This window comes from Saccharopolyspora spinosa NRRL 18395 (assembly GCF_000194155.1).
Lineage (GTDB): Bacteria > Actinomycetota > Actinomycetes > Mycobacteriales > Pseudonocardiaceae > Saccharopolyspora > Saccharopolyspora spinosa.
In genome coordinates this window covers 1,088,149-1,103,314 of the sequence record NZ_GL877879.1, presented here as the reverse complement: position 1 = coordinate 1,103,314, position 15,166 = coordinate 1,088,149, and the positions used below count along the sequence as shown (strand labels likewise).

Genomic DNA, 15,166 nt, shown 5'->3' with positions numbered 1-15,166 from the left:
GTCAGATCCTGTTCTGTTCGATCAGCCGCCGCGCGATCAGGAGCTGCTGGATCTCGTTCGTGCCCTCACCCAGGATCAGCAACGGGGCGTCGCGGTAAAGCCGTTCGACGATGTACTCCTGCGAGTAGCCGTACCCGCCGTGGATCCGCATCGCCTCCAGTACCGACTTCTGAGCGGCCTCGGTCGCGAAGAACTTCGCCATCCCTGCCTCCAGGTCGGCTCGCTCGCCGCGTGCCTTCTTCCGGGCCGCGTCGAGCACCATCAGCTCGGCCGCGCGCAGCTCGGTGCCCATCTGCGCGATCTTGAGCTGGATGGCCTGGTGCGAGCTGATTTGCTTGCCGAACGCCTCCCGCTGCTGGGCGTATTTCACTGCGGTCTCGAACGCGCAGGTCGCGACGCCGAGGGCACGTGCTGCGACGTTCACGCGGCCCAGTTCGACCGCCGCCATGAAGTACTTGAAGCCCTGGCCGATACCGTCCGCACCGCCGAGCACGGAGGCAGCCGGGGTGCGGAAGTCCTCGAAGACCAGCTCGGTCGACTCGACGCCCTTGTAGCCGAGTTTCTTCAGCTGCGGCGGGACGGTCAGACCGGGCTGGTGCGCGACGCCGGGCTCCTTCTCGATGATGAACGCCGTCATGCCGCGGTGGCGGGGCTCGGCGTCCGGGTCGGTGACCGCTAGTAACATGACCATTCCTGCTCGTAAACCGTTGGTGGACCACATCTTTTGACCGTCCACAATGTACTCGTTGCCGTCGCGGAACGCCCGGGTACGGATCGCCTGCACGTCGGAGCCCGCATGTGCCTCGGTCATTGAGTACGCCGAGCGCAGCTCCCCGGTCGCCATCCGCGGCAGGAACTTAGCCTTCTGCTCTTCAGTGCCGAAGTTCTCGATCATCCACGCCGCCATGAAATGCGTGTTGATCACCCCGGACAACGAGATCCAGCCTCGCGACAGCTCCTTGACCACGAGCGCGTAGGTGACGAAGTCCAGCCCGAGGCCACCGTAGGACTCGGGAATGGTGATCCCGAACAACCCCATCTCGCGTAGCGTCTCGACCATCGTCTCCGGGAACTCGTCGCCGTGGTCCAGCCGTGACGCGTTCGGCAGCACGTCCCGGTCGACGAACTCCCGGACCAGCGCCAGGATGTCCCGCTGTTCGGTGGTCAGGTCGGTCATGCTCGGCCCTCTCGTTTCGGTGTGGCGCGGACGAGGGCGCAGTAGACCTCGCCGTCGCGGACGTCGACCCGGTAGGTGGGCACGCGTCCACGAAGGACACGGCCGACGCTCTCCCCCGTGTCGACGCGGAATTCGTAGGCGTGCCAAGGGCATTGGATGATCATGCCGTCCTCGCCGTACACGTACTGGTCCGGCGCCGACGGCAGCATCGTCCCGGTGACGTACCCGGAGCACATGGGCCCGCCCTGGTGCGGGCACCGGTCGCCGATGGCGAACACCCCGGCTTCGGTGCGGATGACGCCGACCGTGCGGCCGGCCACCTCAACCTTGTGCACCTTTCGCAGCGGAAGATCCGCCAGCCGTCCGATGTGGTACTCGGTCATCGGGCACCCACTTCGGCGCCGACGAGAGCCGCGCCGTTCGCCATGAGCCCCCGCACCCAGTCTTCGTCGAGCACGCCCTGGATCTCCGCCGGGGTGTCCCCGCCGAACGGCGCGTGCGAGCCGAACACGAGCCGCCGGCGATGGGCGTCCGTCAGGCCAGGTTCCCATTCGCTGCGGGCGGCGGCCTCGGCGATCGGGTAGGTCGTGAACCACATGTTCGTCGCGACGCGCTCACTCGGTGGGCTCGTCACCCACGGCACGTCGTGTCGGAACGTGCGCCACTCCCGGTCGATCCGCCACAGCAGCGACGGCAGCCAGGTGAAGCCGAAACCGCTGAAAAGCACCTGCAGCTCGGGGAAACGAGCGAACGCTCCCTCGAAGGTCAGGCTCGCGATACTCGACTCCGCGAGATGCGGCATCAGCGTCAGCCGGGCGAATGCGCTGCCGTGCGCGCCACCGGAAAGTGCTGCGGCGCCGAGGTAGTTGCCCTCGACCCCGGAGTAGTGGATCACGAGCGGAAGCCCGGCTTCGGTGCAGGCGGCGTAAATCGGGTCCCAGGTGCGAGAACCGAGTGTCTCAGGCACGAGCGGCAGCGCTACCCCGCCGGCTTTGCCGTTCGCCGCGCTGCGCCGGATCTCGGTGGCCGACCACTGCGCGTCATGCGGGCTGACCACGACCACGGGCCGGCTCGTTCCGGAGGCCCAATGGTCCTCGCCGTAGGAGTTGAGCGCGGCCAGGAAGGTCCTGGCGGCGACGCGATCCGCCCAGCCGTTTACCGCCAGACCCTGATGGGGCAACACCAGAGCGAACTCGTCCCCGGAGGGCACATACGGTTCCGGCTCGTCGTGCCGGAACTGTTCGGCCACCCGGACATGGTTCAGCCCGAGGTTCACCGAGGAGAGCCATTCGTCGCGCTCGAAATGTCTCCGCCAGTCGTGCGTCATATACGGGAACAGGTCCGTGTAGCGGTGGACCGCCGCGTGGCGATCACAGTCGACGATCATGCGGCGGTTCCCTTGACAGAGCGGAGGATCTTGGCGCCGAAGGTGGCGACGGCGTTCTGGTAGCACACCCGGTCTCGCATGTCCGCCGGGATCCGTTTGAGGATGAAACCCGGATCGTCGGTGTCGTAGTGCGGGTAGTCCGAGCTGAACAGCAGCATCTCGCCGATATGCGGGATCGTGAACAGCGACCTCAGCTCGGTGGCCGTCTCCGGCTCGTCGAGCGGCTGGGTGGTGAACGTGAAGTGCTCCGCCACGTATTCGCTGGGGCGTCTGCGCACCAGCGGCGCCGCGCTCGGATCCCGTTCCCACAGGTGGTCCATCCGGGCCAGCAGGCTGGACAGCCAGCTGAACCCCCATTCGACCATGACGATCCGCAGCGTGGGAAACCGTTCCAGCGCACCGCCGGCGATCATGTCGACCACGTTTGCGGCGCCGACCTGGGTGAGCACCGCGTGGCGTTCCCCGTAGGAACGCGGCACTCCACCCGCGACCGTCTGAGACGTGACGTAGCACCCCTCACTGCCGCTCTGGTGCAGCACTATCGGCAGTTCCAGCTCGCAGGCCGCCTCGTAGACGGGGTCGAACCAGCGCGAGCCCAGCATTTGCTCGCGCAGGAGCAGCTGGATGCCGACGACGCCCGTCTCCCGTCCGCGTCGGCGGATCTCGTCCGCCGCCGCGTACGGGTCGTGGGGCGCGATGGTGATTGCTAGGGCGTACCGGTCGTCGTGCGCGACCCAGGTGTCGAGGAAGTACGCGTTCGCCGCCGAGCAGAAGGCCGCGGCCGCCTCCGCGTCGCCCCAGGCCGTCACGCCGTACGGCTCCTGGGGGAGCAGTAGGGCAGTGGCGATGCCGTAGGGCGCGATGTGGTGGGTGAGCGTGAACTCCCGGTCGGAGCCCGCTGGGCCGCCGGATTCGGGCAGTGCGTCGATCCGGTACGTGCGGTTGGGGTGGTTGTACCGATCGCGGGCGCGGGCGTAGGTCCGGATCCCGCGGGTCTCGAACCGCCTGCGAGCGGACGGCGACAGGTACGGCAGCACGTCGCCGACGTTCTTGATGAGCGGGTGGACGTCGCAGTCGACGATCGGCGGGTTCGTGCCCGGTTCCTGGGCCACGGCAGTCATCTCGGTTCTCCCAGCTCTGGCGGTCCCGGATATTTATACGTATAGTACGGACCAATTCGACGAAGGGGCAAGAGGCAGTGATGACAACGGAGCACGCGATCGACGCATCGCGGCTGCTCGCCGGGCGCACGCGGGCCGTCGTCCTGGCGGCGATGTGGCCGCAACAGCCGGACGGTCTCCTCGCCGCGGTCATCGAGGCGGCCCGAGCTGCCGACATCGGGTTGACGGTGCTTTTCGCCGATCTGACCGGTTCGCTCGCCTTTCTCGACGAAGCCGCCGAGCACGACGTGCTCGAAGGCCGCCTGCAGCTGGTGTCGGTGGCCGGAGCGATCCCGAAACGCTGGAGCCCGCATATCGACTACCTGCCCCAGTCGCTGTGGGATGTCGATCGGCTCATCGGCACCGGAGAGATCCCGGTCGACATCCTCCTCGCCCGGGTTGTGGCCACCGCGAAACCGGAGCACGTCGCGCTCGGCGGCATGGTCGGGTACACGCCGGCCGCGCTTCGCACCGGGTGCACGGTCGGGCTGGAAGTGGTTCCAGGGCACACGTTCGCCGGGCCCGAACCGGTTCCGCTCGACCGGGCGGACGCGGTCGTGCACGGTCCGGCGAGCACACACCGTCGCACGATCCGGTTCAGCGCCGAGCAGGAGGCGATCGGGCACGCGGTCGCAGGCCTCGTCCCGGACGGGGCGACGGTCCAGCTGGGACTGGGCGCCGTGCCGGAGGCGGTCATCCCGCACCTGCGGACGAAGCGGGACCTCGGCGTGCATTCGGGCATCCTGTCCGCGGGTATCCGCGAGCTCATCGCGGCCGGAGTCGTGACCGGCCGCCGGAAAACGGCGGAGCCGGGATGGCACGTGGCCACCGGCGTCCTCGACTGGCCTGCGCACCAGTGCCCCGGTCTCGCCCTCCAGCCAGTCGCCCAGACGCACGCGCCGGACCGGCTGCTCGCACAGGAACGGCTGTGGGCGGTCAACTCCGCGTTCGAGATCGACCTGGCCGGGCAGGCGAACGCCGAGTTCACCGATGGGGTGCGGGTGGCCTCCGGCGGCGGGCAGGCCGATTTCGTCCGGGCCGCGCACGCGAGCCCGGGCGGCGCCGCCGTGCTTGCCCTGCCCGCACGCACCCGGCAAGGACGGAGTCGCATCGTCGCCTGCCTGCCCGCCCCGCACATCCCGACCTCACCGGGCGCTGAGATCGACGTCGTGGTGACCGAACATGGCACGGCCTGGCTCCGCGGCCGGACGGCACGCGAGAAGGCGGCCGCGCTGATCGCCGTGGCCCATCCGGCCGACCGCCCCGCACTGTCAGCAGCTGTTGCCCACCCGCTCCCGGAACGGAACCATTGCAGTTCATGAGCATAAATCGACCTGAATGGCAAACCATCGCCGTCACCGCACGGGACGGGATCACCGAGCTCCGGGTCCACACCGGCGGCGGGCCGCTCGTGTGGAGCGCGACCGCCCATCGCGAACTGACCGAGGCATTCGCCTGGGTGGGCGCCGACCACGGCACGAAGGTCGTGCTGATCACCGGCACCGGCGATCGGTACTGCACTGAGCTGGACGTCACCAGTTTCACCGGGGTCGGCTGGGACCGAATCTGGTGGGAGGGCCGCCGGATGCTCAAGAACCTCGACGATATCGAGGTCCCGGTCATCAGCGCGGTGCACGGGCCGGTGACCATCCACTCGGAAATCCCCGTGATGGCCGACATCGTGCTCGCGAGCACCACTGCGGAGTTCGCGGACCGGGCGCATTTCGCCAGCCGTGACACCGTTCCCGGCGACGGCGTGAACCTCGTGTGGGGCGAGCTACTCGGGCCGACCCGCGCGAAGTACTGGCTGCTCACCGGTGCCACGATCGGCGCGGAGGAGGGGCGGCGCATCGGGTTCGTCAATGAGGTGCTTGCGGCGGACGAGCTGCTGCCGCGCGCCTGGGAGCTGGCGCGGGAGCTGGCCGCACGCGAACTGGCCGTGCTGCGGTACGCGAAAGCGGCCGCGAGCATCGGGTTCCGCCGGAACTTCGGCGAAGGCCTCAGCCACGGGCTTGGGGTCGAAGGCTGCGCCCACTGGCATCTCGGCGGGCTCAAGGCCGGGCAGGTTTCGCACGAGAAAGAAGCAGGGACATGACGGACATCAACCACGTCGGCGTCACCGTCGGCGATATCGACGCGGCGGTGCGGTGGTACACCTCGGTGCTCGGCCTTGAGCTCCTGGCCGGGCCGATGCACTGCGACACCACGACGACCGGCGCCGGGCGACGTGCCGATGTGTTCGGAACCCGTTGGGGTGCGATGAAACTCGCCCACCTGGGCACCTCGAACGGCGGCGGCGTCGAGCTGTTCCAGTTCATCGATCCGCCGGTGCGCGAGCCCGACGACAATTTCGCCTACTGGCGGATCGGCCCGCACCACATCGCGTTGACCGTGCCCGACTTCGACGGCACGATCGAGCGCATCGTGTCCTCGGGCGGGAAGCAGCGGACCGCGGTACATGATGTCCACAGTGGATCATTGGTGTGCTACTGCGAGGACCCCTGGGGCAACATCGTCGAGATCGTGAGCACGAGCTACCGGGCGCTGTCGACCGCGACCACGAAGTGAACAGGAGAGCCTGGATGAGCAGGGATGAATTCGAGGACGGCTGGCTCGAACTGGACGGCCTGAAGATCCACTACACGGAGTGGGGTTCGCCGTCCGCGCCGCCGGTGCTGATGTTGCACGGGCTCAATGTGCAGTGTCATACCTGGGATCCGGTAGCGCGTGTGCTCGCCCGCGACTACCGCGTCGTCTGCATGGACATGCGCGGCCACGGGGACAGCGACTGGTCTCGCGCGGGCTACCGCGTGCACTCGATGGCGCGCGACGTGCACGGTCTGATCGACGCGCTCGCGCTGGCACCGGTGCGCCTGGTCGGTCACTCCGCGGGCGTGCGGGTCGCGATCGCGGTCGCCGGGGAGAAGCCGGAAACAGTGCGCAGTCTCGCGCTGTCGGATGCCGGGCCGGCGAACTCGAAGTCTGGTGCGATCGCGATGCGCGATTTCATCACCGCCACGACCAACCTCCGGGGTTTCCGCAGCGAGGACGAGGCACGGGAGTTCTACCTCGGCTGGCATCCCGAGTGGCAGCCGGAGTTCATCGATCTGCACGTCCGGTACCAGCTGCGGCGCAACTGGGCGGGCAAGCTCGTGCCCAAGGCCGACCCGGACATCCAGTGGATCACCGGATCGGCGAGCCTGCCCGACGTCGCCTACCTGTGGCAGATGTCGGCGAAGCTCACCATGCCGACGCTGCTGATGGTCGGCAAGCGCAGCAACGTTCTCGACGAAGAAGTCGTCGAGAAGATGCTGGCGACCATGCCGAACGCGGACGCCTGCTGGTTCGACACCGGCCACTACGTGCCACGCGAACGTCCGGACGAGTTCACCGAAGTACTGCGGAATTTCCTGCGGGAGGAGGCATGAGTGACGGCCGCCGCGAGTACGCGCGGATGCGCAGCCTGCTCGAAGTGCCCATCCTGACCGAGAAGTACTGGTCGAAGGTGCCCACCGTCGCGGCCGACGGCATCCTCATCGACCTGGAGGATTCGGCGACACCGAACACCAAGGAACTGGTCCGCGAGCGCATCGTCGAGGCGCTCGCCGAGCCGGAGTACTTCGGCGGCCGGACGATCATCGTGCGGGTCAATAACCTGGCGACGCCGTGGGGCCGCGACGACCTCGCCGCGCTCGCGGATGCGCCCGGCGATTTCCTCGTCTGCTACCCGAAGATCGAGACCGCGGACGAGTTGACCGAGGCGCGCGGCCTGCTGGAGCGCTCGGGCAACCGGCACGGCCTGCACGTCATGATCGAGACCGCCCGGGCAATGATCGAACTGGACCGGATCGCGAGCGCCGACGGAGTGGCGGGCCTGCACTTCGGCTACGTCGACTACGCCGCCGATGTCGGCTCCCGCCCGTTCGCCGAGTCCGGCGACGACCTGTGGGCGCCGGCGAACCATTACGCACGAACGAAGATCGCGGTCGCTGCCGCGGCGTACGGGCTGTTCTGCACCGGCGGCACGCTCATCCCGGAGTACCGCGATCTCGCCAAGGTGCGCGCGTTCGTCCGCGGCTGGCGGGATCTGGGCTACACCGCGCTCATCGCGATCTCCCCGGCACACCTGGACATCGTCAACGAGGCGATGTCGCCAAGCCCGGACGAGATCGAGCACGCTCGCGAGGTCTGCCGCACCTACGAGACGGCGCTGGCCCAGAACGAGCCGGCGGCGGTGCTCGGCGGGAAGGTCATCACCAACCCCGACTACCGCGTGGCGGGACTGGTGCTGGCGCGGGCAGGAGTATCCTAGATGGACAGTGGACTGACCGCGCAGCTTGCCGGCCGGATCGGCGCCATCATTCGTGGCGACGTCACGGATGCCGCGATCGAGGCGGCGCGCAGCCGCCTTTTTCACGCGCTGGGCGTCTCCCTGCGCAGCAGCGCCCTTCCCCCGGCCGGCGTCGCGTGGCAAGCCGTGCAGCCCTCGGCCGGGCCGTGCACCGTCATCGCCCGGCGGGAGGGTGTCACCGCCGATGACGCAGCGTTCGTCAACGGCGTCATCGGGCACAGCAGCCTGCAGGAGGACTGCGGGCCGGGCGGGTTGCGGGACGGGAGTCACCCGGGCACGTACGTCATCCCGGCCGCCCTGGCCGCCGCCGAGCGAGCCGGTGCGAGCGGGCAGCGGTTCCTGCTCGCGCTAATCGCCGGGTACGAGGCGGTGGGCCGGATCGGGCTGGTCGCACCGCCGGAGATCGTGAGCCGCCGGTTCCGACCCCTCGCCGTGATGGGCCCGTTTGGCGCGGCTGCGGCCGCGGCGGCCGTCGAAGGCAGCACCGACGACCAGATCGGCGCCGCGCTCGACGTGGCGGCCATCATGGCCGGGGGCACGACGCAGGGCATCTTCGACGGAACTATGGAGCCATACGCGCAGGCGGGCATCGCGGCGCGCAACGGCCTGCTCGCCGCGCGACTGGGCCGGGCCGGGACCCACACTTCGCGTGCGAGTCTCGAAGGCGAGTTCGGGTTCTTCCAGACCTTCGGCGGTCTCGTGCCGCCGGCCGGTGATCTGGGTGAGCATTCGGATGACTACGCGATCACGCGCCTGGGCACCAAACCCTTCGCGGCGTGCCTGCAGAACCAGCTCACGATCGGGCTCATCGTCGCCGGGGTACCCGGCGGGCTGCCGACCGAGCGGATCGAGGGCGTCACCGTGCGCAGACCACGCAAGGGCACCCACGGTCTCGACAGCCCCGGGGTTTCCCGGGAGCCTCCCTTCGGCAACATGCTGTCCGCGCAGATGTCGGCACGGTTCACCGCGGCCGCCGCCGTGCTCGGCCAGGCCGTCGACGACCCGGCTTACTACGAGGCCGCGTTTGCCGACGAGGACGTCGTCGCCCTCGCCAAACGTGTGGACCTGGTTCCGGCCGAAGACGATTCGGTCACCGTCGAGATCCGGGTCACCGGAAGGCCACCGATCGTGCTTGCGCACGAAACCGGCATCGGTGAGCTGTTGTTCCCCTCTGCGACCGAGATCAGAGAGCGGTTTCTCCGGCGGGCCGAGCCCGTGCTCGGCAGCGAGACCGCGCGCGTCGCGCGGCTCATCGACAAGCTGGAAAGTCTTGCGGATCTCCGAGAACTGACCCTCGCGCTGCGCGCACCCAGCGCCTGAGCGCGGGTTCCCGGGCCGCGTGGCCATTGCGTCTCCGTTAATTTATGCGCATAATATGTATCAACAAGAACGTTAGGCCAGGAGGAACCAAGTGAGCACGAGTACCGGCGCACTGGCGGGACTGAAGGTCGTCGAATTCGCGCACGTGATCGCGGGCCCGCTCGCCGGCACCCTGCTCGCGGACCTCGGCGCGACCGTGGTGCACGTCGAGGACCCGGGCAACGGCGACCCGCAGCGCGGCGCCGGACCGGCCCGGGACGGGACACACCTGTGGTGGAAGGTCGCCGCACGCAACAAGCGCTCGGTCACGCTGAACCTGCGGACCGATCAAGGGCGCGCCGTCGCCCGCGAACTCGCCGAGTGGGCCGACGTCGTCATCACGAACTTCCGGGTGTCCACATTGGAGAAGTGGGGTCTCGACTACGCGTCTCTCAACGCGATCAACCCGCGGCTGATCGTCCTGCAGGTCACCGGGTTCGGCGCGACCTCGGCCAAACGCAACGACCCCGGGTTCGGCAAGGTCGGCGAGGCGATGAGCGGGGTCGTGCACCTGACGGGTTTTCCCGGCGGACCGCCCGTGCACACCGGGTTCTCGCACGGCGACTCGGTCACCGGGCTGATGGGTGCCTACGCGATCATGGCGGCGCTGTACCGGCGCGCCGCCGATCCCGGCTTCGCCGGCGAGTGGATCGACCTTGCCCTCTACGACGGGCTGTTCCGCCTCGTCGAATGGCAGGTCATCTTCCACGACCAGCTCGGCGAACCACCGATGCGCGTCGGTAACAAGCTGGCCGCGGCACCGGCAGCAGTGATCAACACCTACCAGACCAGCGACGGGCGCTGGCTGACCGTGACCTCCGGGACGCCGCGCAGCGTCTCCAAGGTCGCCGAACTGGTCGGGGAACCGCCCGAGGAGTACGCGACCCGTGCCGACCAGGCACGCAACGCCGACCGGCTGGACGGGCTGGTGCGCGACTGGATCGCCGAGCGGCCGCTGGCGGAATGCCTGCAGGTCATGCACAAGCTTGAGGTGGTCGCCTCGCCGATCTACACCGTCGAGGACATCCTCGCCGACGAGACCTTCCGCGAGCGGGAGAACGTCGTCACGGTCGAGGACCCCGATCTCGGCAAGGTGCGGATGCAGAACGTGGTGCCGCGGTTGACGAACCACGCCGGCTCGGTCTGGCGCACCGCGCCCGCGCTCGGCGAAGACAACGCTCTCGTCTACCGCGACTACCTGGGCAAGAGCGATGACGAACTCACGGCCCTACAGCAGGCCGGGCACATCTGAGGCCGGCCATCGGCACTGGAGGTTCGCATGACGTCATCCATCCGGCGATCGGGATCGGCATGCTGCATTCCGTCCTTCTACATGGCTTTCCTACGCGGGCACGTTCACCAAGACCAGCGGCACCGGTCGTCCACTGTCGCCTTCGGCGCCGCGCTTGTGGGCCTGGCCGCCACCCGTGCCGCTGAGCCCCGCCGGCTGCACACGGAGGTGTCCCGAACCGATGGTTTCCGATCCAATCCTTTCGTATAATTATGTGAGATCAATGCCCTGCTGGAGGCTCCAATGACGGTGTCCGAACCCCAGTCGGCCACAGGCGTTTCCAAGTATCACTGGCCGTTCGAGCGGAAGCGGGGCTGCCCGCTGGATCCGCCCCCGGCGCTGGCCGAGATCCGGGAGGCCGAGCCGGTTACACGCGTGACCCTGTGGAACGGCGAGCCGGCCTGGCTCGCGACCCGCTACCACGACGTCCGGGCGTTGCTCGGCGACGCGAAGCGGCTGAGTTCCGACACCTCGCGCGAAGGGTTCCCGCAGTCGAGCGAGACGGCGGTGGCCCAGCGCGGCGGGCAGAAGAACTTCGTGCGGATGGACCCGCCGAAGCACGACCGGCACCGGCTGATGCTGACGGCCGACTTCGCGGTCAAGCAGGTCCGCGCGCTCAAGCCGTTCATGGATTCCATGCTGGAGCAATGTTTCGCGGACATGGAGGCCTCGGCTAAACCGGTCGACCTCGTCAAAAAGCTCGCGCAACCCGTGCCAGCCAACGTGATCGTGAAGATCCTCGACCTGCCACCGGAGCTGAGCGACTTCTTCCTCGACCGGGTCAACCGCTGGATGAGCCTGGACAGCACGCCGGAGGAGTCGAGCGCCGCCGGCGCCGACGCGCTCGACTACTTCGACCGGCTCATCGAAGAACGCCGGGACGGGCGCGGCGAGGACTTGGTTTCGCGGCTGGTGCGCAACCACCTGCTGACCGGCGAGATCACCCGGCTGGAACTGCAGCACATGCTGCACCTGTTGCTGGTCGGCGGGTTCGACACGACCGCGAACATGATCGCTCTTGGCACACTCACCCTGCTCGAACACCCCGAGCAGCTGACCCGGATCCAGGAGGATCCCGAGCTGGTGCCGGGTGCTGTCGAGGAGCTGCTGCGCTACCTGTCGGTGGCGCATCACGTCGGGTTCCGCCTCGCCGTCGACGAGGTGGAGGTCGGCGGCCGGTGCATCCACGCCGGTGACGGGGTGGTCGCGCCGATCATGGCGGCGAACCGGGACCCGGCGGTGTTCGTCGAGCCCGACCGGTTCGACGTCCGCCGCGACGCCCGGGGGCATCTGGCGTTCGGGTACGGCGTGCACCAGTGCCTCGGGCAGGCACTCGCCCGCGTGGAGCTGCAGGCGGTCTTCAGTCGGCTGTTCCAGCGTTTTCCCGGTTTGCGGCTCGCCGTACCGGTCGAGGAGCTGCGGTTCAAGAACGCACTCATCTATGGGATCGAGGAACTCCCTGTCACCTGGTGACACCCCGCGACGAAGCGAAGGACGACGAAATGACAGGCACGCAGATCGAAGTTTTCCACGAGCGCTGCATGGGCGCCGGCAACTGCGCAGAGGTGGCCCCGGGCTACTTCGACCAGAGCGACGCCGACGGCACGGTCGTGCTGCGGCGCGACTCGTTCGACCCGGCCGACCGCGAGGTCGTGGACAGGGCGATCGAGATTTGTCCCGTGGCCGCGCTCGGCTACGCGGACAAGGCGCCCGGGCACTGAATGCCACCGGTACTGGCCCGGACAGCTCCGGTGCGAGAGCGCTCGCCGCACTGGCGCTCGCGGTACTGTCTTTCGCCCTGACCCAGGGCGCGGCGGTCCCGGCGCTCCCGCCCATCGCCACGCAGTTCGGCATCAGCCTCTCCGCGGCCACCTGGGCATTGTCGGGCAACCTCGCGGTCGCCGGCATCTGTCTGCCGCTGCTGGGCAGGCTCGGCGACATCCACGGCCGGCGGCCCGTGCTGCTGATCGCGCTCGCCCTCGTCGTGCTGGGCGGGATTTTGGCCGGAACCGTCGACGAGTTCGGCATTGTGCTGCTCGGCCGGGTGATCCAGGGCGCGGGCGGCGGGGTGTTCTCGCTGTGTTTCGGTCTCGCCCGCGAAGTCCTTCCGGCGCGAGAGCGGGCGCGTGGAGTGGGCATTCTCGCGGCCTGCACCGGAATCGGTGGTGCGCTCGGGCTTCCGGTCGGTGGGGCGCTCATCGACGCGTCGTCATACCGGTGGCTTTTCCTTACCACGGCAGTGCTTTCGGCAGTCGCCTTGCTCGGCGTGCTGGCCTGCCTGCCGCGCGCCGGCGCGCGGAGCCCGTCCCGGCTTGACCTTCCCGGGATGGCCGCGCTGACCGGCGTGGTGACGTTTTCGGTGCTGGCGCTGGGACGCGCCGGTGATTCCGGCTGGCGCGATCCTTTGACGCTGGGGTTGGCGGGCGCCGCGGTTGTGGCGCTGGCGGCACTGGCCTGGGCCGAGCATCGCGCTCCGGCCCCGTTCATCGACATCCGGACCGCCCGGCTCCTCCGGGTTGCACTGACGAACCTGGTCACTTTCCTGGTGGGTGCCGGGAACTTCGCGGTGATGGTGATCGTGACGGAGTACGCCCAGGCCGGTGGCACGGGTCTGGGCGTCTCGGCGACGCGCGCCGGCCTCCTGCTCGTCCCAGGCTCGCTGCTCATGGTCGGTGTGGGCGTCGTGTCGGGCCGGGTCACCCGGCGCCTCGGTCACGGGTTGTTCTTGCTCGGTGGCACGGCGACTACTACCGCCGGCCTGGCCTCGCTCACGGTGTGGCACTCGACCCAGCCGGAGGTCGCGCTGGGCGTCCTGGTGGCGTTCGCGGGCGTGGCCGCCGCACTGGCCGCGGTGAGCAACCTGATCATCGAAGCGGTGCCCGCGGCGCGGACCGGCGAAGCATCCGGCCTCAATGGACTGTTCCGGGTCGTCGGCGCGGCGACCGGGGCGCAGCTCGCCGTCGCGGCGCTGGCCGGTGCAGGCGGCAGCGGGTTCGTCACCGCGCCCGAGATCACCCGCACGTTCGGCCTGTTCACGATCCTGACCATGCCTGCGGTGGCCGTCGCGGTGTGGCTGGTACGCCGTACCGCCGCGCGCCGGATGGATCCACTGGACGGCAATATTACGGGATTGTAACGGGCCCTGGACTTGCTCGCCCGGCGGGCCAATTATTGCGCATAGTATGGATAAATACGTTCGTCCGCGCACTCGCTGGAAGAACGGGCTCCCTCCGACATCAGATGGTCTGCCGCGGTTACCCGCTAGCCACCGAGAAGAGAGGTCGATGTGAAAACAGGAACTGTCCGAGGTTCGGGGGGACCGAAAGCGCGGCTGCGCTGGGCCGCCGCTGCCGTGGCCGCCTGCGCTGTTCTCGCGGCGTGCGCCGGCCCCGCCGACCAGGCGAGCTCCGGAGGCACCCCCGCGGATGCGGCGGCGGCCAAGCAGGTCGTCGACAAGTACACCGCCGCGCCCGCGACCATCACGCAGACGACCGGGCTCACCGGGCCCGTACCCACGGGCAAGAAGATCGTCTTCGCCAACAGCGGGCTGCCAGCCACCCAACTGATCGCGGGCGGGGTGCAGGAAGCGGCGGCGGCACTCGGCTACGGCTATCAGAGCGTTTCCTACGACAGCGGCAATCCCGCGACGCTGCAGGCTGCCTTACGCACGGCGCTCGCGAGCAAACCCGACGCGGTCATCATCGCTGGCAACGCGCCCGCGACGTTCGGCGAAGCAACGCTGCAGGCCTACCGCGACGCGGGTGTCCCGCTCGTCGTCGGTTCGGTCTGCCCGAACGACGCCAAGGCGCCGGTCGTGGCAGGCGCGGCAGGGTGCGAGCTGGAGGAGGCCACCGGCCGGGCGTTCGCCGACTGGTTCATCGCCGACTCCGGGGGCAAGGGCAAGGCGCTGTTCACCAACGTGAAAGCCATCCCGTCGCTGGCTGCGTTCGTCAACGCCTTCTCGGCCGAGTCGTCCGCGAAATGCGCCGAGTGCAAGGTAGACATCCTCGAGGCGACACTCAACCAGGTGTCGGAGAACCAGATCGTGCAGAGTGCGGTGAACAAGCTGCGGACCGATCCCTCCTACAACTACCTGTTTTTCGACAACGCACAGTGGTCCAAGGGAATCCTGCCCGCGCTCAAGGCCGCGGGGCGCCAGGACGTGAAGGTCGGCGGGCGGTCGCTGGACGAGGGCGCGCTCAATGCGCTGCATGACGGCACCGAGTCCGCGTGGACCGCCTTGGCGTACAACGTGATCGGCTACGGCAACATGGACGCCGCGCTACGCGCGATCGCCAAGGAGCCGCCGGCGGTCGTGGTCCCGCCGTTCCAGATCGTGACGCCGCAGAACGCCAAGGACATCACCGCGCCGTACCGGTACCCGACCGACGCTCTGAAGCAGTACCTGCAGCTCTGGAAGGTCGGCTGAACGTGGGCCCGC

The 15,166-nt window shown here is 68.8% G+C and carries 15 protein-coding genes; 11 read left to right on the top strand and 4 right to left on the bottom strand.

Annotated features, from left to right (window positions below; all coding sequences use genetic code 11):
- Window position 1: 1 nt before the first annotated feature.
- From SSPN_RS0124125 to SSPN_RS0124110, 4 genes are read right to left on the bottom strand one after another with little or no spacing between them, the layout of a single operon-like run.
- Window positions 2-1,177 (bottom strand): acyl-CoA dehydrogenase family protein, encoded by a 1,176-nt coding sequence (locus tag SSPN_RS0124125; RefSeq protein WP_010310000.1) that lies wholly within the window; start codon window positions 1,175-1,177, stop codon window positions 2-4.
- Window positions 1,174-1,560 (bottom strand): Rieske (2Fe-2S) protein, encoded by a 387-nt coding sequence (locus SSPN_RS45465; RefSeq protein WP_010309999.1) that lies wholly within the window; start codon window positions 1,558-1,560, stop codon window positions 1,174-1,176. Before SSPN_RS45465 ends, SSPN_RS0124125 begins: the two co-directional genes overlap by 4 nt.
- Complete coding sequence (locus tag SSPN_RS0124115) at window positions 1,557-2,564, bottom strand: amidohydrolase family protein (RefSeq protein WP_010309996.1); 1,008 nt, start codon at window positions 2,562-2,564, stop codon at window positions 1,557-1,559. The genes SSPN_RS45465 and SSPN_RS0124115 overlap by 4 nt, the downstream gene beginning before the upstream one ends.
- On the bottom strand, window positions 2,561-3,685 hold the full coding sequence (locus SSPN_RS0124110; RefSeq protein ID WP_010309994.1) for an amidohydrolase family protein: 1,125 nt from the start codon (window positions 3,683-3,685) through the stop codon (window positions 2,561-2,563). The genes SSPN_RS0124115 and SSPN_RS0124110 overlap by 4 nt, the downstream gene beginning before the upstream one ends.
- A gap of 80 nt (window positions 3,686-3,765) precedes the next feature.
- Between SSPN_RS0124110 and SSPN_RS49225 the strand changes: the two genes are divergently transcribed.
- The 11 genes from SSPN_RS49225 (at window position 3,766) to SSPN_RS0124050 (ending at window position 15,154) form a co-directional block, all read left to right on the top strand.
- Complete coding sequence (locus SSPN_RS49225; RefSeq protein WP_010309992.1) at window positions 3,766-5,046, top strand: acetyl-CoA hydrolase/transferase C-terminal domain-containing protein; 1,281 nt, start codon at window positions 3,766-3,768, stop codon at window positions 5,044-5,046.
- Window positions 5,043-5,819: an enoyl-CoA hydratase/isomerase family protein gene (locus tag SSPN_RS0124100; protein WP_010309991.1), complete on the top strand. Its 777-nt coding sequence runs from the start codon at window positions 5,043-5,045 to the stop codon at window positions 5,817-5,819. The genes SSPN_RS49225 and SSPN_RS0124100 overlap by 4 nt, the downstream gene beginning before the upstream one ends.
- A complete protein-coding gene (locus SSPN_RS0124095) occupies window positions 5,816-6,292 on the top strand; it encodes a VOC family protein (RefSeq protein ID WP_010309988.1) in 477 nt (158 codons plus the stop codon). Before SSPN_RS0124100 ends, SSPN_RS0124095 begins: the two co-directional genes overlap by 4 nt.
- Before the next feature lie 14 nt (window positions 6,293-6,306).
- The gene (locus tag SSPN_RS49220) at window positions 6,307-7,152 is read left to right on the top strand and encodes an alpha/beta fold hydrolase (RefSeq protein ID WP_010309985.1); all 846 of its coding nucleotides are present in this window, start codon (window positions 6,307-6,309) and stop codon (window positions 7,150-7,152) included.
- Window positions 7,149-8,036, top strand: a complete 888-nt coding sequence (locus tag SSPN_RS49215) for an HpcH/HpaI aldolase/citrate lyase family protein (protein ID WP_010309983.1) — start codon at window positions 7,149-7,151, stop codon at window positions 8,034-8,036. The genes SSPN_RS49220 and SSPN_RS49215 overlap by 4 nt, the downstream gene beginning before the upstream one ends.
- Window positions 8,037-9,395, top strand: coding sequence for an MmgE/PrpD family protein (locus SSPN_RS49210; protein ID WP_010309982.1), 1,359 nt, complete (start codon window positions 8,037-8,039; stop codon window positions 9,393-9,395). It begins immediately after the preceding gene.
- A 91-nt stretch (window positions 9,396-9,486) separates the two neighbouring features.
- Window positions 9,487-10,686 (top strand): CaiB/BaiF CoA transferase family protein, encoded by a 1,200-nt coding sequence (locus SSPN_RS0124075; protein ID WP_010309980.1) that lies wholly within the window; start codon window positions 9,487-9,489, stop codon window positions 10,684-10,686.
- Between the two features lie 282 nt (window positions 10,687-10,968).
- On the top strand, window positions 10,969-12,198 hold the full coding sequence (locus SSPN_RS0124065; protein ID WP_010309973.1) for a cytochrome P450: 1,230 nt from the start codon (window positions 10,969-10,971) through the stop codon (window positions 12,196-12,198).
- A 29-nt stretch (window positions 12,199-12,227) separates the two neighbouring features.
- A complete protein-coding gene (locus SSPN_RS0124060) occupies window positions 12,228-12,446 on the top strand; it encodes a ferredoxin (RefSeq protein ID WP_029535675.1) in 219 nt (72 codons plus the stop codon).
- On the top strand, window positions 12,398-13,861 hold the full coding sequence (locus SSPN_RS45440; RefSeq protein ID WP_010309970.1) for an MFS transporter: 1,464 nt from the start codon (window positions 12,398-12,400) through the stop codon (window positions 13,859-13,861). Before SSPN_RS0124060 ends, SSPN_RS45440 begins: the two co-directional genes overlap by 49 nt.
- A gap of 150 nt (window positions 13,862-14,011) precedes the next feature.
- On the top strand, window positions 14,012-15,154 hold the full coding sequence (locus tag SSPN_RS0124050; protein ID WP_085982129.1) for a sugar ABC transporter substrate-binding protein: 1,143 nt from the start codon (window positions 14,012-14,014) through the stop codon (window positions 15,152-15,154).
- Window positions 15,155-15,166: the final 12 nt, after the last annotated feature.